This is a genomic window from Nocardioides panacisoli, from assembly GCF_019448235.1.
In the GTDB taxonomy this organism is placed as follows: Bacteria; Actinomycetota; Actinomycetes; order Propionibacteriales; family Nocardioidaceae; genus Nocardioides; species Nocardioides panacisoli_A.
In genome coordinates, this window is the sequence record NZ_CP080409.1 from 1,135,702 (window position 1) to 1,156,153 (window position 20,452).

A 20,452-nucleotide genomic window follows, 5' to 3' on the forward strand; every position below is an offset into this window, starting at 1 on the left:
GCACCCAGGAGTGCCAGAGGTATCAAGCGTCTGATGCCTCAGACACCCAACAGCGTGCCACACAAAGCAATAAGCCATCCGTGTTTCCACTAGTGAACACCCCACTACGCAGGCCCCCCACTGTGAGGGACCCATCACGGGTGTGCTCCTTAGAAAGGAGGTGATCCAGCCGCACCTTCCGGTACGGCTACCTTGTTACGACTTCGTCCCAATCGCCAGCCCCACCTTCGACCACTCCCCCCCACAAGGGGTTGGGCCGTGGGCTTCGGGTGTTGCCAACTTTCGTGACGTGACGGGCGGTGTGTACAAGGCCCGGGAACGTATTCACCGCAGCGTTGCTGATCTGCGATTACTAGCGACTCCGACTTCATGGGGTCGAGTTGCAGACCCCAATCCGAACTGAGACCGGCTTTTTGGGATTCGCTCACCATCACTGGATCGCAGCCCTCTGTACCGGCCATTGTAGCATGCGTGAAGCCCTGGACATAAGGGGCATGATGACTTGACGTCATCCCCACCTTCCTCCGAGTTGACCCCGGCAGTCTCCCATGAGTCCCCAACCAAATGCTGGCAACATGGAACGAGGGTTGCGCTCGTTGCGGGACTTAACCCAACATCTCACGACACGAGCTGACGACAGCCATGCACCACCTGTACACCAGTGTCCAAAGAGACCCACATCTCTGCAGGCTTCTGGTGTATGTCAAACCCAGGTAAGGTTCTTCGCGTTGCATCGAATTAATCCGCATGCTCCGCCGCTTGTGCGGGCCCCCGTCAATTCCTTTGAGTTTTAGCCTTGCGGCCGTACTCCCCAGGCGGGGCGCTTAATGCGTTAGCTACGGCACGGAATCCGTGGAAAGGACCCCACACCTAGCGCCCAACGTTTACGGTGTGGACTACCAGGGTATCTAATCCTGTTCGCTCCCCACACTTTCGCTCCTCAGCGTCAGGACATGCCCAGAGAACCGCCTTCGCCACCGGTGTTCCTCCTGATATCTGCGCATTTCACCGCTACACCAGGAATTCCATTCTCCCCTGCATGCCTCAAGTCTGCCCGTATCGAAAGCAAGCACCCGGTTGAGCCAGATGTTTACACTTCCGACGCGACAGACCGCCTACGAGCCCTTTACGCCCAATAATTCCGGACAACGCTCGCACCCTACGTATTACCGCGGCTGCTGGCACGTAGTTGGCCGGTGCTTCTTCTGTACCTACCGTCACAAAAAGCTTCGTCGGTACTGAAAGAGGTTTACAACCCGAAGGCCTTCATCCCCCACGCGGCGTTGCTGGATCAGGCTTCCGCCCATTGTCCAATATTCCCCACTGCTGCCTCCCGTAGGAGTCTGGGCCGTGTCTCAGTCCCAGTGTGACCGGTCACCCTCTCAGGCCGGCTACCCGTCAAAGCCTTGGTAGGCCATTACCCCACCAACAAGCTGATAGGCCGCGAGCACATCCACCACCGCTAAACGCTTTCCACCCACACCCCATGCAGGGATGGGTCATATCCGGTATTAGACCTCGTTTCCAAGGCTTATCCCAGAGTGGAGGGCAGATTACTCACGTGTTACTCACCCGTTCGCCGCTCGAGTACCCCAACCAAAGGAAGAGGCCTTTCCGCTCGACTTGCATGTGTTAAGCACGCCGCCAGCGTTCGTCCTGAGCCAGGATCAAACTCTCCGTACAAAAACTACAGAAACCTCAAACCCAGCAAACAAACAAACCCTAGACGTAAATCGCCAGAATTCATTGACTTGCCGAATCACACCAACCACCCCAAACAGGGCAGCCAGCGCAAAACAAACACACAAACAACAAATCACTATTGCATGACACACTGTTGAGTTCTCAAACATCACACGCTCCCGCTTCGACCTCTCGGTCTCCCGCGGGGCAACCTGTGAAACCTTACCGATCCCGCCCGGGCACGTCAACTCGGGGCGAACCTCGAGGTGGCGGACCCTGATGGGCCGGTGGCCGCTGCGTTGAACCCTCCGGAACCCGCCCGGAACCGGGCGGTGAGGGCCGCTCGCTGCGACATGTAGAACATTAGCACCATGCCTCCCCGGGGACGCAAACCGGGGGGTCACCACTCCTGGTCGGCCCCCCGATGGCGGCGGTAGGAGGAGACCGGGGTGCCCGGCACCCAGAAGCGCCACGGCCGGTCGGCGGCGCGGCGTACGCCGATGCGAGGACCGGCCTCGAAGGCGACCTGTGCCGGCGCAGGCGCCAGCGTGAGCAGACCGTGAGCGAGGTCCTGCCCGTCGTGGCCCAGCCCGATGCCGAGCGCCTCGGTCAGTCGTCCGGGACCACGCGCGAGGTCCCGGACGGCAACACGGGACCCGCGGCGCTCACGGACGATCCGGTCGCCCTCGACGACCGTCACGGCACGCAGCAGGACCGCCGCCGGGACGCCGTCGGCCTCCGCGGACACGTTGGCGCAGACGTGGATCCCGTGGCTGAGATAGCAGTACAGCCGACCCGGCGGCCCGAACATGACGCCGTTGCGCGGCGTCGGGCCGCGATGGGCGTGCGACGCGGGGTCGTCGGCGCCGGCGTACGCCTCCACCTCGACCACGCGGGCCACCACGTCACCGTGGCGCAGCACTCCGCCCAGCAGACGTGGCGCGACCTCCGCCACGGGTCCGGCCAGCGTGGCAGCGAGGTCGGTGGGGTCAGGCGAGCCGGGCACGACCCCGCTCGACCGCGGCGTGGACCTCCGCGAGCTGTTCGCGGACGCGGGAGGGCGCCGTGCCGCCGCGCCCGTCACGCGAGGCGACCGATCCGGGCACCACCAGGACCTCGCGCACCGCCGGGGTGAGCTCGGGCGAGATGGCGGCGAACTGCTCGTCGGTGAGTTCGTCGAGCTCGATGCCGAGCTCCTCGCACCGCCGGACGCACGCACCCGCGACCTCGTGCGCGATGCGGAACGGGACCCCCTGGCGCACCAGCCACTCCGCGACGTCGGTCGCGAGCGAGAACCCCTGCGGTGCCAGCTCCGCCATCCGGTCGGTGTCGAAGGTCAGGGTCGCGACCATGCCGGTCACCGCGGGCAGCAGCACCTCGAGGGTGTCCACGGAGTCGAAGACCGGCTCCTTGTCCTCCTGCAGGTCCCGGTTGTAGGCGAGCGGCAGCGCCTTGAGCGTGGCGAGCAGGCCGGTGAGGTTGCCGATGAGGCGGCCGGTCTTGCCGCGGGCCAGCTCGGGGATGTCGGGGTTCTTCTTCTGCGGCATGATGCTCGACCCCGTGGACCAGGCGTCGTGCAGCGTGGCGAAGCCGAACTCCTTGGTGGTCCACACGATGACCTCCTCGGCGAGCCGGCTCAGGTCCACGCCGACCTGGGCGCACACGAAGCTGAACTCGGCGACGAAGTCACGGGCTGCGGTGCCGTCGATGGAGTTCGCGCTGGAGCCGGTGAAGCCCAGCTCCGACGCCACCGCCGTGGGATCCAGGCCGAGCGTCTGACCGGCCAGCGCGCCCGCGCCGTACGGCGAGTCCGCCGCCACGCGGGCGTCCCAGTCCGCGAGCCGGTCGACGTCGCGCAGCAGCGGCCAGGCGTGGGCGAGCAGGTGGTGGGACAGCAGGACCGGCTGGGCGTGCTGCAGGTGCGTGCGACCCGGCATCACCGCCGGCTTCTCACCGAGGTGGTCGGCGGCCTGGTCGGCCAGCGAACCGACGAGGTCGAGCACGAGGTGGCGCAGGGTGCGGCCGTGCTCACGCAGGAACATCCGCAGCAGGGTCGCGATCTGGTCGTTGCGGCTGCGACCGGCACGCAGCCGGCCGCCGACGTCCGGCCCGACCTCCTCGAGCAGGAGGCGTTCGAGCGCACCGTGCACGTCCTCGTCGCTGGGGTCGGGCGCGAGCGTGCCCGCCTCGAACCGCTCCCCCAGCACGCGCAGTCCGCGGAGCAGCTCGGCATGGTCGGCCTCGGTGAGTAGGCCGGCACGGTGGAGCGCATTGGCGTGCGCGCGCGACCCGGCGAGGTCGTAGGGGGTGAGCCGCCAGTCGAAGTGCGTCGAGACCGACAGCGCCTCCAGCTCGGGGGACGGTCCCCCTGCGAACCGGCCTCCCCACAGCTTGCCGGCATTCGTGCCGTTGCTCACGTCCAACTCCCCTTCGTCACCGCGTCGATCGCCGTGGTCATGATGTCAGGCAGGTCCGGGTGGGCGGCCGTGCCGGTGGCCGCGAGGTCGTGCGGGTGCCACCAGTCGACCTGCAGGAGGTTCCCCACCTCTCCGGGCTCGAGCCCCGAGAAGTCGATCTCGACGTCGGAGGACATCGCCACGGCGTAGAAGTGGTTGTCGCTCAGGTAGTGCCGGCCGGCCCAGGAGAACGGGTACTCGCCGCGGTGGACGGGTCCGGCCAGGTCGTGCTCGTCGACGGCGATCCCGGTCTCCTCGCGCATCTCGCGCACCGCGGCGGCGCGCGGCGTCTCGCCCGGCTCCACCGCACCGCCGACCGACACCCAGTGGAGGTCGCCGGGACGGGCGGGGTCCTGCGCCTGCAGCAGGAGGACCCTCCCGTCGGGACCCACCGGGAGGGCGCGTCCGGCGGTGCGGCGGATGCGTGTCATGCCGGGGCGTCCATCAGTCGTTGCCCGACTCCATGGCGGCCTCGTCGAGCACCGACTCCTCCTCGCCCGTCACCGACGGGTTGGTGGTGATGCGGTCGGCGCCTCCGGCGGGCAGGTCGCCGAACAGCGTGCCGTTCTCGACGATGAGCTGCCCCTGGTCCAGCGGCTGGCCAGCGTAGAGCTCGAGCTTGTCGCGTGAGTCGGCGATGTCGAGGTTGCGCATGGTGAGCTGGCCGATGCGGTCGGTCGGCCCGAACGCCGCGTGCTCGACGCGCTCCATCGAGAGCTTCTCGGGGTGGTAGGAGAAGTGCTCGCCGCGGGTGTCGAGGATCGTGTAGTCCTCGCCGCGACGCAGCCGCAGGGTGACCTCGCCGGTGACGAGGGAGGCGACCCAGCGCTGGATCGACTCGCGGATCATCAGGGCCTGCGGGTCCAGCCACCGCCCCTCGTACATCAGGCGACCCAGGCGCCGTCCCTCGCTGTGGTAGCTGGCGATGGTGTCCTCGTTGTGGACCGCGTTGAGCAGCCGCTCGTACGCCGTCCACAGCAGCGCCATGCCCGGCGCCTCGTAGATGCCGCGCGACTTGGCCTCGATGATCCGGTTCTCGATCTGGTCCGACATCCCCAGTCCGTGGCGGCCACCGATGGTGTTGGCCTCGAGCACCAGGGCGACCGGGTCGTCGAAGCGCTGGCCGTTGATGCTGACGGGGCGTCCGGCCTCGAACCCGACCACGACGTCCTCGCTGGCGATGTCGACCGCCGGGTCCCAGAACTTCACGCCCATGATGGGCTCGACGGTCTCGAGCGAGACGTCGAGGTGCTCGAGGCTCTTGGCCTCGTGCGTGGCGCCCCAGATGTTGGCGTCGGTGGAGTAAGCCTTCTCCTCGCTGTCGCGGTAGGGCAGGTCGCGTGCGGCGAGCCACTGGCTCATCTCCGTGCGGCCGCCCAGCTCCCCGACGAACTCGGCGTCGAGCCAGGGCTTGTAGATCCGCAGCTCGGGGTTGGCCATCAGCCCGTAGCGGTAGAACCGCTCGATGTCGTTGCCCTTGAAGGTCGACCCGTCACCCCAGATGTTGACGTCGTCCTCGGCCATCGCGCGGACCAGCATGGTGCCGGTGACGGCACGCCCCAGCGGGGTGGTGTTGAAGTAGGCCCGTCCGCCGGACCGGATGTGGAAGGCGCCGCACGCGATCGCGGCGAACCCCTCCTCCACCAGCTCGCGGCGGATGTCGAGCGCACGGGCGATCTCCGCGCCGTACTCGCGCGCCCGGTCGGGCACGCCGGCGATGTCGGACTCGTCGTACTGGCCGATGTCAGCGGTGTAGGTGCACGGCACGGCGCCGCGGTCGCGCATCCAGGCGACGGCCACGGAGGTGTCGAGTCCGCCGGAGAACGCGATGCCGACGCGCTCTCCCTCGGGCAGGCTGGTGAGGACCTTGCTCACGGTGGGATCTCTTCCTTCTTCTCGGGTGGTCAGGACACGTCATGGGGCTGGCCGTCGGCCAGCGCGGTCAGTCGTCGGGCGAGCTCGTCTCCCCCGTCGGGATCCCGGCTGATGACGACGATGGTGTCGTCGCCGGCAATGGTGCCGAGGACGTCGCGCATCTCCGCGCGGTCCACGGCACTGGCGAGGTACTGCGCGGCACCGGGCGGGGTGCGCAGCACGGTCAGGTTGGCGCTGCTCTCGGCGCTGACGAGGAGCTCGGCGCAGATGCGGGACAGCCGCTGGGAGGCGGCGGCGCTCTCCCCCGCCACCAGCACCCGGTTGCCGCCCTCCGCCGGGACGGCGTACGCCAACTGGCCGGAGGCGACACGCACCTTCACCGCGTCCAGGTCGACCAGGTCGCGACTCAGCGTCGCCTGGGTCACGTGGACGCCGCGCCCGCCGAGCAGCTCGGCGAGCTCGCCCTGGGAGTGCACCTCACGGGCCGCCAGCAGGTCGGCGATCAGCTGCTGCCGTGCGCTCTTGGTCAGCGGGGTGAGGGCGCTCTCGCTCACGGCCGGCTCCCACGCCGTTCGTGCAGCCACGCCATGACGGCCTTCTGCACGTGGCGACGGTTCTCCGCCTCGTCCCAGACCAGGCTCCGCGGACCGTCGAGGACCTCGGCGGAGATCTCGGTGCCCCGGTAGGCGGGCAGGCAGTGCAGGACGACCGCGTCGTGGCGGGCGTTGGCGAGCAGCTCCTCGGTCACGGCGTACGGCCCGAAGGTCTCGAGACGCTGCGCGGCCTCGGCCTCCTTGCCCATCGAGATCCAGGTGTCGGTGACGACGACGTCGGCGCCGATCACCGCCTCGATCGGGTCGGGCACGCTGCGTCCGGTCCCGCCGGTGCCGCGGCCGATCTCGTAGGCGCGGTCGAACATCGACTCGGCCGGCCGGTAGCCCTCGGGCGCGCTGATGCGGACGTGCATGCCGGCCATCGCACCCGCCACCAGCCAGGAGTTGCCCATGTTGCAGGCCCCGTCGCCGAGGAAGGCGACCGTCAGGCCGGCGAGGGTCGCCTTGTGCTCACGGATCGTCAGCAGGTCGGCGAGCAGCTGGCAGGGGTGGAAGTCGTCGGTGAGCGCGTTGACCACCGGGACGCCGGCGTACGCCGCCATCTCGGCCAGCCGTGCCTGCTCGTAGGTGCGCCACACGATCTGGCTGGCCTGCCGGCCCAGCACCCGTGCGACATCGGCCACCGACTCGCGCTCACCGATGCCGGCGAGCGTCCCGTCGACCAGCATCGGGTGGCCGCCGAGCTCGGCGATGCCCGCGGCGAAGGACGCCTGGGTCCGCAGGGTCGGCTTGTCGAAGATCATCGCGACCGTCTGCGGGCCCGAGAGCGGGACGTGGTCGTGGGGGGCGGCCTTCATCCGGGCGGCGAGGGCCAGGACCTCGGCCTGCTCCTCGGGCGACAGGTCGTCGTCGCGGAGAAAATGTCTCATCGAGCCACTCCTGCGGTGTCGAGGATGCCGGGCCAGGCATCGAGGAAGGCGGTGACGTCGGCCTCGGTGAGCACCAGCGGCGGTGCGAGCCGCAGCCGGTGCGGGGCGGGCGCGTTCACGAGGAAGCCGGCACCCTGCGCCGCGGCGACCACGTCCGGCGCCTGTGGCCCGACGAGGTCGAGGCCGATCAGGAGTCCGGCGCCGCGGACCTCGCCGACGCGCGGGTCGGCGGCCAGCCCCTCCCGCAGGCGTTCGCCCATGCGGGCGGCATGGGGCAGCAGCGCCTCCTCCTCCAGCACCTCCAGGACCGCGAGGCCCGCGGCCGCGGCCGGTGGATTTCCGCCGAAGGTGGTGCCGTGGTTGCCGGGGTCGAACAGCTTGCCCGCTCCCCCGGTCGCCAGGCACACGCCGATGGGGAAACCACCACCGAGCCCCTTGGCCAGGGTCACCACGTCGGGGACCACCGGCCCTGCGACCAGGTCCGGGTGCTGGTGGGCGAACCAGGAGCCGGTCCGACCGACCCCCGTCTGGATCTCGTCCAGCCACAACAGGGCGCCGTGCTCGTGCGCGATGCGCTGCGCCTCGGGCAGGTAGTCGGCCGGCGGCACGATCACACCGGCCTCGCCCTGGATCGGCTCCAGCACGACCGCGGCGGTGTCGTCGTCGACGGCACCCGCGAGGGCGGCCGCGTCACCGAACGGCACGAACTCGACCTCGCCCGGCAACGGCTCGAAGGGCTCGCGGTAGGCGGCCTTGGCCGTCACCGCGAGCGCGCCCATGGTGCGGCCGTGGAAGGCGCCCTCGGTCGCGACGATCTTCGTGCGACCGGTGCGCCGGGTCAGCTTGAAGGCGGCCTCGTTGGCCTCCCCGCCGGAGTTGGTGAAGAACGCGCGGGTCTCGATCGGCCCGAGCCCGGGCGTGTGCGCAGCGAGGCCGGCGTTGAGCAGGGTGTTGAGCTGCTCGGCCAGCTCGATCTGCGGCGTACTCGCGAAGAAGTTGGAGATGTGCCCCAGCGTCGCGAGCTGGTCGCTCACCGCCGCGACGAGCCGCGGGTGGGCGTGACCCAGGGCGTTGACGGCGATGCCACCGAGCAGGTCGACGTACTCGCGTCCCTCGACGTCCCAGACGTGGGCGCCCTCGCCGCGGGCCAGCACCAGCTTGGGCGGACCGAAGGCGTTCATCAGGGATCCGGCGTAGCGGTCACTCCACGTCATCGCGCACCTCCGCGAACGCCCGCGTCTTGCGGGTCTTGGTCACGGCACCCGGCACGACCTGGGTGCCGACGCCCTCGTCGGTGAACAGCTCCAGGATGACGGCGTGCTCCTCACGGCCGTCGACGACCGTCGCGCGGCTCACGCCCCCGCGGACGGCCTGGAGGCAGGCCCCCATCTTGGGGATCATCCCCGAGGCGAGGGTGGGGAGGATGTCCTCCAGCGCCTCCGGGCTGATCTCACCGATGACGTCCTGGGGGTCGGGCCACTGCAGGAAGAGCCCCTCGACGTCGGTGAGGACCAGCAGCTTGTGGGCGTCCAGGGCCACGGCCAGGGACGCGGCGGCGGCGTCGGCGTTGACGTTGTGCACCACGCCCCGCTCGTCGGGAGCGACGCTGGAGACGACCGGGATGCGGCCGGCGTCGATGATGTCGCGCACCGCCTCGGGGCTGACCCGGTCGACCTCGCCGACCAGGCCGAGGTCGACGTACTCGCCGTCGACCACGGTGTTGGCGGCCTTGGCGGTGAAGAGGCCGGCATCCTCGCCGGACAGTCCCACCGCGAGGGGGCCGTGCTCGTTGATCAGCCCGACCAGCTCGCGCTGCACCTGGCCGGTGAGCACCATCCGGACGACGTCCATCGCCTCGGGCGTGGTCACCCGCAGGCCGCCGCGGAACTCGGACTCGATGCCGAGCCGCTCCAGCATGGTGGAGATCTGCGGCCCGCCACCGTGGACGATGACCGGCTTGAACCCGGCGAAGCGCAGGAAGGCGATGTCCTCGGCGAAGGCCCGCTTCAGGGTGTCGTCGGTCATGGCGTTGCCGCCGTACTTCACCACCACGATCTTGTCGTGGTACTTCTTCAGCCACGGCAGGGCGCCGGCCAGGACGCGGGCCTTGGCCGGGTCGGGCTTGCCGGGTGCGGTCTCGGTGGGGGCGGTGTCGTCGGTCATGAGCTGTAGGCGCTGTTCTCGTGCACGTAGGCGTGGGTCAGGTCGTTGGTCCAGACGGTGGCCTGCTGGTCGCCCGCCTTCAGGTCGATGGTCACGGTGACCTGCCGCGGGGTCAGGTCGATGGTCGCGGGGTCCTCCCCGTTGCCGGAGTTGCGGCAGACCCACACGTCGTTGATGGCCACGTCGAGGTCGGCGGGGTCGAAGGCGGCCTGCGTGGTGCCGATGCTCGCCAGGACCCGGCCCCAGTTGGGGTCGTTGCCGAACACCGCGGCCTTGAACAGGTTGCTGCGGGCCACGCTGCGCCCGACCTCCACCGCGTCGTCCTCGGAGGCCGCGTTGCGGGTGGTGATCGCGATCTCGTGGTCGGCGCCCTCGGCATCCGCCAGCAGCTGCCGGGCCAGGTCGGTGCAGGCCTCGGTGAGGGCGGCGGTGAAGTCGGCGACGTCGGGGGTCACGCCACTGGCGCCGCTGGCCATCACGCTGACGGTGTCGTTGGTCGACATGCACCCGTCGGAGTCGAGGCGGTCGAAGCTGACCCGGGTGGCGGCGCGCAGTGCCCGGTCCAGGTCCGCTGCCGGCACCACCGCGTCGGTGGTGAGCACGACCAGCATGGTCGCCAGCTGCGGCGCGAGCATCCCGGCACCCTTGGCCATGCCGCCCACGGACCAGCCCTCGCGCTCCACGAGCACCTGCTTGGCGACGGTGTCGGTGGTCATGATCGCCCGGGACGCGTCGGCGCCGCCGTCACCGGAGAGCGCGGCGTACGCCGTGTCGACGCCGGCCAGCAGGGTGTCCCGGTCGTTGCGGAGGCCGATCAGGCCGGTGGAGCACACGACGACGTCGAGCGCACCGATGTCGAGCACGTCGGCGACCCGCTCCGCGACCGCGTGCGTGGTCTGGAAGCCCTCGGCGCCGGTGTAGCAGTTCGCACCACCGGAGTTCAGCACGATCGCGCGGACGGTGCCGTCGCGCACGACCTGCTCGCTCCACAGCACGGGGTTGGCCTTGCACCGGTTGGCGGTGAAGACGCTCGCGGAGTCGTGGTGGGGGCCGTCGTTGACGACCAGGGCCAGGTCACGCGCGCCGGTGGACTTCAGGCCGATCGGCACGCCGGCGGCGCGGAAGCCACTCGGGTGGGTGATGCTCATGGTTTCCTCGGAATGCTCAGGGCTGGACTGGCTCGGCGGGGCGGGTGTCGTGGCCCGATCGTCGCCACGCCTCCTCGGCACGGTCCGCGGCGCTGCGCGGCACCAGGATCCAGTCGGTGTCGAAGGTCGAGAGCGTGAAGACGCTGATCTCCTCCTCCGCCAGTGGCGCCAGCAGGCCGGCCAGGATCCCGGTCTCGGCGAAGTCCAACGAGCCCTCGACGCAGAACGCCACGAAGTCGCCCTGGTGGCGTGCCTTCTTCGGCACGTTGCGGCCGGCGCAGACCAGCGAGGTCTCCGTCGCGGTGGCCGTGACGGAGAAGATCGAGGACGACTCGGCCCAGGGCGGGATCTCCGAACCGGGGCCGAGCCGGACGACGGCCAGGGTCTCGGGGTAGCGCAGCAGGGTGCGCGCGACGCTCTCGCTCACGGGGCCACCCCCACCGCGGACAGGCCGGTCTGCTCGGGCAGTCCCAGGGCGAGGTTGAGGCACTGCACGGCGGCGCCGGCGGTGCCCTTGGCGAGGTTGTCGATCGCGCCGACGGCGACCAGGCGGTCCGACTCGGGGTCGACGGTGACCTGGACGTGGATCGCGTTCGAGCCCAGGACGGACTGCGTCTGGGGCCACTGCCCCTCGGGGAGCAGGTGCACGAACGGCTCCGCGTCGTACGCCGCGGCGTAGGCCTCGCGGGCCTGCTCGGTGCTCAGCGGTGTCCGGAGCGGCGCGGAGACGGTCGCGAGGATGCCGCGCGCCATCGGGGCGAGGATCGGGGTGAAGCTCACCCGCACCTCCTCCTCGGCGAGCGCGGTGAGGTTCTGCCGGATCTCGGGCGTGTGGCGGTGGGCGCCGCCGACCCCGTAGGCCGTCGCGCTGCCCATGACCTCGCTCCCGATGAGGTGGGGCTTGGCGGACTTGCCGGCGCCGCTTGTGCCGGTGGCGGCAACCACCACGACGTCGTTGTCGACCAGGCCCTGCTCGATCGCGGGACCGATCGTCAGCGTCGTCACCGTTGGGTAGCACCCCGGGACCGCGACCCTCCGGGTGCCGGCGAGGCGCTCACGTTGGCCGGTCATCTCCGGCAGCCCGTACGGCCAGGTCCCGGCGTGGGCGGAGCCGTACCACTTCTCCCAGTCCTCGCCGTCGGCGAGCCGGAAGTCGGCGCCGCAGTCGATCACGAGGACCTCCTCGCCGAGCTCGGCCGCGATCGGGCCGGACTCACCGTGCGGCAGGCCCAGGACGACCACGTCGTGTCCGGCGAGGTTGTCGACCGTGGTCTCGGACAGCACCCGGTCGGCCAGCGGCGTCAGGTGCGGCTGCAGGGCACCGAGCGACTGGCCGGCGTTGCTGGCGCCGGTGAGGGCGCCGATCTCGACCTCGGGGTGGCCGAGGAGGAGCCGCAGCACCTCACCTCCGGCGTACCCGCTCGCGCCCGCAACGGCGACACTGACCTTGCTCATGTGCATCACTATACAGACCTCTGCAACGTCATTACCACTCGGCGTGCAATCCGCTGGAGCACCGCAGCACGTCGCCGTAGCCTCCCCGCATGACGCGCCTCGACTTCGTCACCTACCTGAGCCACCTGCGCGCGGACTCACGGCGCTTCCGCGACGTGGTGGCCGACTGCGACCCGGCCGCACCGGTACCCGCCTGCCCCGACCGGAACGCTGCGGACCTCCTCTGGCACCTCGCCGAGGTGCAGGCGTTCTGGGGCCGGGTGATCGCGGAGCGCCCCGCCGGTCCGAACGAGACCTGGCAACCGCCGAGCCGGCCGCCGGACGTACCCGGGCTGTTGGCCCGCTTCGACGAGTGCTCCGAGCGCCTGACCGACTCCCTCGAGGAGGCCGCCCCGTCCGGGACCGCGTGGTCGTGGGCACCTGAGCAGACGGTGGGCTTCACCTTCCGCCGGCAGGCGCACGAGGCGCTGATCCACCGCCTCGACGCCGAGCAGACCGCGGGATGCACCACTCCGCTCGATCCGGACCTCGCCGCCGACGGCGTCGCGGAGCTGATGGAGGTGATGTACGGCGGCACGCCCCCGACCTGGTCCCGCTTCACCCCCGAGGGAGGTCTGGTCGCGCTGCACCTGGTCGATGTCGACGTACGCATCAAGGTCCAGCCGGGCCACCTCGACGGCGTCGACCCCGCGGACGGCACCGACGTCACGGGCCCCCACCTCGTCCGCGTCGAGACGACCGAGGATGCGGACACCACGATCGCCGGGACGGCGGGCGACCTCGACACGTGGCTGTGGCGGCGGGGCGACGACCGTCGGATCCGGGTGACGGGTGACCCCGCGGCCCGTGCCCGTTTCCGGGCCGCGGTCGACCAACCGCTCGACTGACCCCACTAGCCTGCGGCGGGTGATCACCCGACTCGCCGTCTTCCTCGGTTCCCGCGACGGACACGACCCGGCCCATGTCACCCTGGCAAACGACGTGGGTCGGGCCCTTGCCGAACGCGACATCGAGCTGGTCTACGGGGCCGGTGGCGGCGGGCTCATGGGACACCTCTCCGACGCGGTCCTCGCCCACGGCGGCCGGGTGTACGGCGTCCTCCCGCGCTTCATGGTGGACCGAGAGTGGGGCCGCCCCGCCGGGGACCGGATCGAGTCGGTCGTCGTGGAGTCGATGCACGAGCGCAAGGCCCTGATGGCTGCCCGTGCCGATGCCTTCCTCACCCTGCCGGGCGGACTCGGCACACTCGAGGAGTTCTTCGAGCTCTGGACGCACCAGACCCTCGCCGTGCACGAGAAGCCCTCGGGACTGCTGAACCCGGGGGGCTTCTGGGACCCACTGCTGGCGACGCTCGACCGCATCGTCGAGGCCGGCTTCGCCGACCGTCGTACGGTCGACGAGCTGGTGGTGGCCCCGGAACTCGAGGACGTGCTGGCCGGCCTAGAGGCGCGGAGGGGCCAGCGGGCCTGATCGGTCAGGCGCGCTGGACCGCCCCGGTGAGCTCGGCGGCCCGAGCGACGGCGGCGTCACGGGCCTTGCCGGTCTCGGCCTCGGTGAGGGTCCGGCCCTCGGCACGGAAGCGCAGGGCGAAGGCCAGGGACTTCTTGCCCTCCCCGATCTGTGCGCCGTCGTAGACGTCGAAGAGCCGCACCGACTCCAGCAGGTCACCCGCCCCCTCGAGCAGGGCGTCCTGCACCGCGGCCGTGGTCACCTCGGCGTCCACGACGAGTGCGACGTCCTCCTTGGCCACCGGGTAGGCGGAGAACGCCGGCCCCGGCACGACCGTGGGCGCCGCCGCGAGCAGCGCGTCGAGGTCCAACTCGACCGCGGCACCGCGGACCGGCAGGCCGAACTCCTCGCAGACCTTGGGGTGCAGTTCGCCGGCGTGGCCGATGACCTCACCGTCGACGGTGACGGCCGCGCACCGGCCCGGGTGCCACGGCGCCTGCGTGGCCTGGACCGGCGCCACCGGCACCGTGAGCTCGAGGCCGAGGCGTCGCACCAGGTCGATCGCGTCACTCCACCCCGCGGCGCGACCCTCGCCCCACCAGCCGGTGCGCTCCCGCTCGCCGGCCAGGACGATGCCCAGGTGGAGCGGCTGCCGCGGGAGCGCGTCGAACAGGGCGGCCAGCTCGGTGTCGTCGGGTCGCCGGTCCACGCCGTGGATCGGTGCCGGACCGCGGTCGGCGGGGAACGCGACGGTGCCGGTCTCGAACAGCGCCACGCCGTTGGCCCCGCGACCGAGGTTGCGACCGGCGGCGTGGAGCAGTCCCGGCAGCAGGGTGGTCGTGTAGCCGGGCTCCTCCGCGGAGATGGGGTTGGCCAGTGGCACCGTGTGGCGGCGCGGGTCGTCCTCGGGCAGGCCGAGGGCGTCGAAGGTCCGCGGCCCGACGAAGGGGAAGCTGATGACCTCCACGCAGCCGGCCCCGGCGAGGGCCCGGCCGACGCGTCGGCGCAGCCGCTGCGGCCGGGTCAGGCCGCGGCCAGCCGCCTCGCGCGGCACGATCGAGGGCACCTCGTCGTAGCCGACGACACGAGCGACCTCCTCGACCAGGTCGAACGGGTCGGTGATGTCCGGACGCCAGGGCGGGGGTGTGACCTGCAGGGTCGCGGCGGCACCATCCTCCGCTGCATGGCTGGCGACGGTGCACCCCACGGCCTCGAGATGGGCCACGGTCGTCGCGGCGGCGACGTCGATGCCGGTGACGCGTGCTGGTAGGTCGGCGGCGATCGTGATCGCCGGGACCGCCGGAGGCGTGCCGACGACGGTCACGCCGGGCTCCGCCGTGGCGCCGCCGTGGGCGACCATCAGCTCCACCACGCGGTCGGCCGCGGCCTCGCAGATGGTCGGGTCGACGCCCCGCTCGTTGCGCTTGCCCGCCTCGGAGGTGATGCGGTGGCGACGCCCGGTGCGAAACATCGACACCGGGTCCCAGTGGGCGGACTCGACGATGACCGAGGACGTCGTGCCCGACATCTCGGTCGTCTCCCCGCCCATGACGCCGCCGAGGCCGATGATCCCGGACTCGTCGGTGACGACGAGGTCCTCCTCCGACAGCGTGCGGCGGGTGCCGTCCAGGGTGGTGAGCTGCTCCCCCGCCGCGGCGCGGCGTACGCCGAGACGGCCGGTGACCTTGTCGCGGTCGTAGCCGTGGATCGGCCGACCGGTCTCGAGCATCACGTAGTTGGTGATGTCCACGGCCAGCGAGATGGGCCGCATGCCGGCCAGGCGGATGCGGCGCGCCATCCACTCCGGCGTCGGCGCGGCCGGGTCGAAGCCGGTGACCGTGCGGGCGACGAAGACGGGGCAGCCCGTCGGGTCGTCGACGGTGACCGGGTGCCCCGCGTCGTCGGGGGCGGGGGTCTGGCGCTCGCAGGGGTCGCGGAACGGGGCGTCGTAGGCCAGGGCCGCGTCGCGGGCGATGCCGCGCAGCGACAGCCCGTAGGCACGGTCGGGGTTGACCTCGAGCTCGATGACCTCCTCGTCGAGCCCGAGCACGCCCAGGGCGTCCTCGCCGGGGCTCCCGGCGTCGGCCGGCAGGACGATGATCCCGTCGTGGTCCTCCCCCAGGCCGAGCTCGGCGGCCGAGCAGATCATGCCGGCACTGAGGTGGCCGTAGGTCTTGCGCTCGGAGATCGCGAAGCCGCCGGGCAGGACGCCGCCGGGCAGGACGACCACGACGAGGTCCCCGGGGCCGAAGTTGTGGGCGCCGCAGACGATGCCCTGCGGCTGGCCGGTGCCGTTGGCCTCCCCCACGTCGACGGTGCACCAGTTGATGGTCTTGCCGTTCTTCTGGGGCTCGGCCTCGGCGGTCAGGACCCGCCCGATCACCAGCGGGCCGGTGATGCCGGCGGCGGCGCTCTCGATCGACTCCAGCTTCAGGCCGAGGTCGGTCAGGGCGTCGGCCAGTCCCTCGGTGGTGACCTCGGCCGGGAGGTCGACGTAGTCGTGGATCCAGGACGCGGGTGTCTTCACAGCTCGCTCCCGAAGGCCGTGGTGAAGCGGACGTCGCCCTCGAAGAGCACGCGCAGGTCCTCCAGTCCGTGTCGGAACATCAGGGTCCGGTCGATGCCCATCCCGAAGGCGAAGCCGGTGTAGCGCTCGACATCGACACCGCAGGCGGTGAGCACGCGCGGGTTGACCACGCCGCAGCCGCCCCACTCGATCCAGCCCTCGCCGCGGCAGGTGCGGCACTCGGCGGGGTCGACGTTGTTGCACACGAAGCAGATCAGGTCGACCTCGGCCGAGGGCTCGGTGAAGGGGAAGTACGACGGGCGGAAGCGGGTGCGGCTGCCAGGGCCGAACATCTGGGCCGCGAAGTGGTCCAAGGTGCCCTTGAGGTGCGCCATGGTGATGCCCTCGTCGATCGCCAGGCCCTCGACCTGGTGGAAGACGGGGCTGTGGGTGGCGTCGTACTCGTCGGTGCGGAAGACCCGACCGGGGCACACGACGTGGATGGGCGGCTCCTGGAAGAGCATCGTGCGGGCCTGCACCGGCGAGGTGTGGGTGCGCAGGACGACGCCGGACCCGCCACCGTCGAGGTCGTCCTCGGCGTCGGAGTTGGCGGTCCAGAAGGTGTCCTGCATGGTCCGGGCCGGGTGGTCGGCGCCGAGGTTGAGGGCGTCGAAGTTGAGCCACTCCGCCTCGATGACGGGACCCTCGGCGACCTCCCAGCCCATCGCGACGAAGATGTCGGCGATCAGCTCGGCGCCGGTGGTCAACGGGTGCCGGGCGCCGAGGGGCTGCCGGTCGGTGGGGAGGGTGACGTCGACGGTCTCCTCGACCAGGATGCGGGCCTCGTGCTCGGCGGTGAGCTGCTCCTCCCGCGACGCCAGGGCCTGCTTGACCTCGCCTCGGGCCTTGCCGACGCGCTGGCCGGCCTCCTTGCGTGCCTGTGGCGGCAGGGCCCCGATCTCCCGGTTGGCCAGGGCCAGCGGCGAGCGGTCACCGGCATGATCGGTGCGCACCTGCTTCAACGCGTCCAGGTCGGTGGCGGCTGCGATCGCGGCAAGGGCGTCCTCCCGGGCGGCGTCGACCGCCTCGGGCTGCAGCTGGGCGACCTCGACCGGGTCGTAGTCGGTGTTGGGACCGGACATGGGTGTCCTCTGCTCGTGCGGTGGGTCGGTGCGGGCCAAGTCTAGGAACCCGACCGCGCAGGCTGCGAACGGGTTGTCGGTGGCGCTCCCCGTCGTGGCCCCTCAGCGCCGTGCCCGCGCGGAGGCGTACAGGCACAACGCGGCAGCGGTGGCGAGGTTGAGGCTCTCCGCGAGCCCGTGTATCGGAATCCGGACGCGGTGATCGGCGAGACCGGCGAGGTCGGCTGGGAGCCCCCAGGCCTCGTTGCCGAACAGCCACGCGGTCGGACCCGCCAACAGCTCGTCCGCCTCGAAGAGGTCGACCTCTCCCCCACCGTCGGCGGCCAGCACCGTGAGTCCGGCCCGCTGCGCGGCACGGACGGCGGCGCCCGGGTCACGCTCGAGCGCGAACGGGACGTGGAACACGCTGCCGACGCTGGCCCGGACGGTCTTGGGGTTGTGCGCGTCGACGGAGTCGCCGGCCAGCACGACGCCACCGGCACCGGCGGCGTCGGCCGTCCGTACGACGGTGCCGGCGTTGCCGGGGTCGCGCACGTCGGCGCAGATCGCGACCAGCCGGGAGTCGTCGCGGCCGTCGGGAGCCAGCACCTGCGACAGGGGCCGGTCCAGGTGGTGGCAGACCGCCACGATGCCGGCGGGGGTCGTGGCGTCACTGAGCGAGGCGAGGGCGCGGTCGTCGACCAGGACCGGTTCCGTGCCGGCCAGCAGGTCGGCGTACCGCGCGGCAGCGTCGGGTGTCGCGTAGACCTCCACGACGCAGTCGGGGACGCCGAGCGCGCCCTCCACGGCCTTCGGACCGTCGGCAAGGAAGAGCCGCCGCTCGGATCGGACCGAGCGGCGGCTGAGCTTCCGTGCCTCCTTCACGCGGGCGTTGCCCGCGCCCAGGAGTGTCATCGCGACGTGTCGGCGATGATCAGGCCGAGGCCTCGGACGGCGCGTTGACGTCCGCGGGCAGGGCCTCCTTGGCCTGCGCGACGAGCTTGCTGAAGGCAGCCGGCTCGTTGACGGCGAGGTCGGCCAGGACCTTGCGGTCGACCTCGACGCCGGCCAGGTTCAGGCCCTGGATGAAGCGGTTGTAGGTCAGGCCCTCCGCGCGGGCAGCGGCGTTGATCCGCTGGATCCACAGCTTGCGGAAGTTGCCCTTCTTCTTGCGGCGGTCGTTGTAGGAGTAGACCAGCGAGTGGGTGACCTGCTCCTTGGCCTTGCGGTAGAGGCGCGACCGCTGGCCCCGGTAGCCGCTCGCGCGGTCCAGGGTGGTGCGGCGCTTCTTGTGGCTGTTCACTGCGCGCTTGACACGTGCCATGTTCGTGGCTCCTTCGGTGCTGAGTGGGGTTCAGGTGCTGCCGCTCAGCGGCCGAGCAGCTTCTTGGCCTGGGCGGTGTCGTTGGCCGCGACCTCGGTGGTGCCGCTCATCCGGCGCTTGACCCGCGAGGACTTGTGGCCGAGGTTGTGTCGCATGCCGGCCTTGCCCCGGCGGATCTTGCCCGAGCCGGTCACCTTGAACCGCTTCTTGGCTCCGGAGTGCGTCTTGTTCTTCGGCATTGTCGTTCTCTCTTCCTTGACCTAGAGGTCCATGTCGGGGTCGAGGGCCTCGTTGCGCTTCTTGGCCTTCTTCTTGGCGGCCCGCTGCTTGCGCTCGGCACGCTCGGCGGTGTCGTCGGCGTCGTGCTCGGCCTGCTCGGCCGCCTTCGCGGCCTTGGCCGCCTTCGCCTCGGCCTTGGCCTCGGACTTCTTCTTGTGCGGGCCGAGCACCATCGTCATGTTGCGGCCGTCCTGCTTGGGACGGGACTCGACGAAGCCGAGCTCCTCCACGTCCTCGGCCAGCTGCTGCAGCAGCCGGAACCCGAGCTCGGGACGGTGCTGCTCGCGACCGCGGAACATGATGGTGATCTTGACCTTGTCCCCGGCCTGGAGGAACCGCACGACGTGACCCTTCTTGGTCTCGTAGTCGTGGGTGTCGATCTTGGGCCGGAGCTTCATCTCCTTGATGACCACGTTGGTCTGGTTCCGTCGCGACTCACGGGCCTTCTGGGCGTTCTCGTACTTGAACTTCCCGTAGTCCATGAGCTTGCAGACGGGAGGCTTGCCCATCGGCGCGATCTCGACCAGGTCCAGGTCGGCCTCCTGGGCCAGCTTGAAGGCCTGGTCGGTCGGCACGATGCCGACCGTCTCGCCGTTGGGGCCCACGAGTCGGACCTCGGGCACCCGGATCCGCTCGTTGATGCGCAGCTCGTTGCTGATGTGTCCTCCAAGTTCGTCGGTAGCGGACCATCCCCCCGAAAACGAGAAACGGCCTCCGCCCTGTGCCAAGCGGAAGCCAGTCTGGACACCGTCACCCGCACCTCTGGTGAGGTACGACCAACCGTGGGACCGGACCCGACGACCTGGTGACCCGCCGGAGCGGGCGGTCGATGCGGGTGGGAGACGATGGTGCTGGTGACTCCGCTTGTGGATCGGCGATCGCTGCCTGAGTCCCCTCAGTCGACGACCACTGATCGGTCAACGCCCGAGCGTAGCGGATTCATTCCGCCGGCGCCGAATCCTCGGTGAGCCAGCCCCAGCCGCCGTCGGCCAGACGCACGGGACGCCATCCGGCCGCGAGTCGGTGCAGGTCCGGGCCGCTCACCACGAACCGGTGGGGGCCGGCGACGTCGACCACCAATGCGTCGGCGCCCTCCTGGGCCGCGGTCTGCGCGGCGAGCACCGCGGAGACGGGTACCGGTCGCGCGTCGGGGTCCCAGGTCGCCAACGCCGCGGTGTCGGTGAAGGCGAGCAGGGCTCGGCGGCCGTCGGCGCCGGTCATCAGGACCGCGGCCATGTCGCTGGACTTGTCCCGCGCGAGGCCGCGGTCGTCGTACTCCACCTCGCCGAGGACCGCCACCACGGGCACCAGCACGCGGGCACCCGCCAGGGCCGCGAGCGCCACCGGGTACGCCGCGTCGTCGGCGGCCTGCCTCGCGAGGGCGGCGCCGAGCACGGGATCGGCGGAGCCGTCGTCGTCGGTGTAGGCCGAGCCCTGCAGGCGGCGCGCGGATTCGGTCACGGCGTCATGGTCCCATCCCTCGGCTCGCCACCCGGCATCGCCGCAGGTG

Annotated in this window: 20 protein-coding genes and 1 rRNA gene; 2 read left to right on the forward strand and 19 right to left on the reverse strand. The window is 70.8% G+C overall.

Features of this window, described 5'->3' with window-relative positions; genetic code table 11:
- Positions 1-153: 153 nt before the first annotated feature.
- From KUV85_RS05560 to argC, 12 genes are all read right to left on the reverse strand, one after another.
- Positions 154-1,683, reverse strand: a 16S ribosomal RNA gene (locus KUV85_RS05560).
- Positions 1,684-2,083: 400 nt separating this feature from the next.
- Entirely contained in the window at positions 2,084-2,689 is a 606-nt protein-coding gene (locus KUV85_RS05565; protein WP_219962223.1) for a DNA-3-methyladenine glycosylase, read from the reverse strand.
- Positions 2,673-4,100 (reverse strand): argininosuccinate lyase, encoded by a 1,428-nt coding sequence (gene argH / locus KUV85_RS05570; RefSeq protein ID WP_237690208.1) that lies wholly within the window; start codon positions 4,098-4,100, stop codon positions 2,673-2,675. The genes KUV85_RS05565 and argH overlap by 17 nt, the downstream gene beginning before the upstream one ends.
- Positions 4,097-4,570, reverse strand: coding sequence for an NUDIX hydrolase (locus KUV85_RS05575; protein WP_219962225.1), 474 nt, complete (start codon positions 4,568-4,570; stop codon positions 4,097-4,099). The genes argH and KUV85_RS05575 overlap by 4 nt, the downstream gene beginning before the upstream one ends.
- 13 nt (positions 4,571-4,583) lie before the next feature.
- On the reverse strand, positions 4,584-6,014 hold the full coding sequence (gene argG / locus KUV85_RS05580; protein ID WP_219962226.1) for an argininosuccinate synthase: 1,431 nt from the start codon (positions 6,012-6,014) through the stop codon (positions 4,584-4,586).
- Between the two features lie 29 nt (positions 6,015-6,043).
- Complete coding sequence (locus tag KUV85_RS05585; RefSeq protein WP_219962227.1) at positions 6,044-6,568, reverse strand: arginine repressor; 525 nt, start codon at positions 6,566-6,568, stop codon at positions 6,044-6,046.
- Positions 6,565-7,497, reverse strand: a complete 933-nt coding sequence (gene argF, locus KUV85_RS05590) for an ornithine carbamoyltransferase (RefSeq protein WP_219962228.1) — start codon at positions 7,495-7,497, stop codon at positions 6,565-6,567. Before argF ends, KUV85_RS05585 begins: the two co-directional genes overlap by 4 nt.
- Positions 7,494-8,711, reverse strand: coding sequence for an acetylornithine transaminase (locus KUV85_RS05595; protein WP_219962229.1), 1,218 nt, complete (start codon positions 8,709-8,711; stop codon positions 7,494-7,496). The genes argF and KUV85_RS05595 overlap by 4 nt, the downstream gene beginning before the upstream one ends.
- Positions 8,698-9,660, reverse strand: a complete 963-nt coding sequence (gene argB / locus KUV85_RS05600) for an acetylglutamate kinase (RefSeq protein ID WP_219962230.1) — start codon at positions 9,658-9,660, stop codon at positions 8,698-8,700. Before argB ends, KUV85_RS05595 begins: the two co-directional genes overlap by 14 nt.
- Positions 9,657-10,808, reverse strand: a complete 1,152-nt coding sequence (gene argJ, locus KUV85_RS05605; protein ID WP_219962231.1) for a bifunctional glutamate N-acetyltransferase/amino-acid acetyltransferase ArgJ — start codon at positions 10,806-10,808, stop codon at positions 9,657-9,659. Before argJ ends, argB begins: the two co-directional genes overlap by 4 nt.
- 16 nt (positions 10,809-10,824) lie before the next feature.
- Positions 10,825-11,235 (reverse strand): ACT domain-containing protein, encoded by a 411-nt coding sequence (locus tag KUV85_RS05610; RefSeq protein ID WP_219962232.1) that lies wholly within the window; start codon positions 11,233-11,235, stop codon positions 10,825-10,827.
- Complete coding sequence (argC, locus tag KUV85_RS05615) at positions 11,232-12,269, reverse strand: N-acetyl-gamma-glutamyl-phosphate reductase (protein ID WP_237690209.1); 1,038 nt, start codon at positions 12,267-12,269, stop codon at positions 11,232-11,234. The genes KUV85_RS05610 and argC overlap by 4 nt, the downstream gene beginning before the upstream one ends.
- Positions 12,270-12,352: 83 nt before the next feature.
- Between argC and KUV85_RS05620 the strand changes: the two genes are divergently transcribed.
- Both KUV85_RS05620 and KUV85_RS05625 read left to right on the forward strand, forming a co-directional pair.
- Complete coding sequence (locus tag KUV85_RS05620) at positions 12,353-13,150, forward strand: maleylpyruvate isomerase family mycothiol-dependent enzyme (protein ID WP_219962234.1); 798 nt, start codon at positions 12,353-12,355, stop codon at positions 13,148-13,150.
- A 19-nt stretch (positions 13,151-13,169) separates the two neighbouring features.
- On the forward strand, positions 13,170-13,733 hold the full coding sequence (locus tag KUV85_RS05625) for a TIGR00730 family Rossman fold protein (protein ID WP_237690210.1): 564 nt from the start codon (positions 13,170-13,172) through the stop codon (positions 13,731-13,733).
- A gap of 4 nt (positions 13,734-13,737) precedes the next feature.
- Here KUV85_RS05625 and pheT read toward each other — a convergent pair whose 3' ends face one another.
- The 7 genes from pheT to KUV85_RS05660 all read right to left on the reverse strand — a co-directional run bounded on the left by pheT (position 13,738) and on the right by KUV85_RS05660 (position 20,403).
- A complete protein-coding gene (gene pheT, locus KUV85_RS05630) occupies positions 13,738-16,239 on the reverse strand; it encodes a phenylalanine--tRNA ligase subunit beta (protein ID WP_219962235.1) in 2,502 nt (833 codons plus the stop codon).
- Positions 16,236-17,360, reverse strand: a complete 1,125-nt coding sequence (pheS, locus tag KUV85_RS05635) for a phenylalanine--tRNA ligase subunit alpha (RefSeq protein WP_219962236.1) — start codon at positions 17,358-17,360, stop codon at positions 16,236-16,238. Before pheS ends, pheT begins: the two co-directional genes overlap by 4 nt.
- A gap of 102 nt (positions 17,361-17,462) precedes the next feature.
- Positions 17,463-18,254 (reverse strand): TrmH family RNA methyltransferase, encoded by a 792-nt coding sequence (locus KUV85_RS05640; protein ID WP_219962237.1) that lies wholly within the window; start codon positions 18,252-18,254, stop codon positions 17,463-17,465.
- A 19-nt stretch (positions 18,255-18,273) separates the two neighbouring features.
- Positions 18,274-18,663, reverse strand: a complete 390-nt coding sequence (rplT, locus tag KUV85_RS05645) for a 50S ribosomal protein L20 (RefSeq protein WP_219962238.1) — start codon at positions 18,661-18,663, stop codon at positions 18,274-18,276.
- Between the two features lie 44 nt (positions 18,664-18,707).
- Positions 18,708-18,902, reverse strand: a complete 195-nt coding sequence (rpmI, locus tag KUV85_RS05650; RefSeq protein WP_219962239.1) for a 50S ribosomal protein L35 — start codon at positions 18,900-18,902, stop codon at positions 18,708-18,710.
- A gap of 21 nt (positions 18,903-18,923) precedes the next feature.
- Positions 18,924-19,565, reverse strand: coding sequence for a translation initiation factor IF-3 (infC, locus tag KUV85_RS05655; protein ID WP_237690211.1), 642 nt, complete (start codon positions 19,563-19,565; stop codon positions 18,924-18,926).
- A gap of 316 nt (positions 19,566-19,881) precedes the next feature.
- Positions 19,882-20,403, reverse strand: a complete 522-nt coding sequence (locus KUV85_RS05660; protein ID WP_219962240.1) for an SseB family protein — start codon at positions 20,401-20,403, stop codon at positions 19,882-19,884.
- Positions 20,404-20,452: the final 49 nt, after the last annotated feature.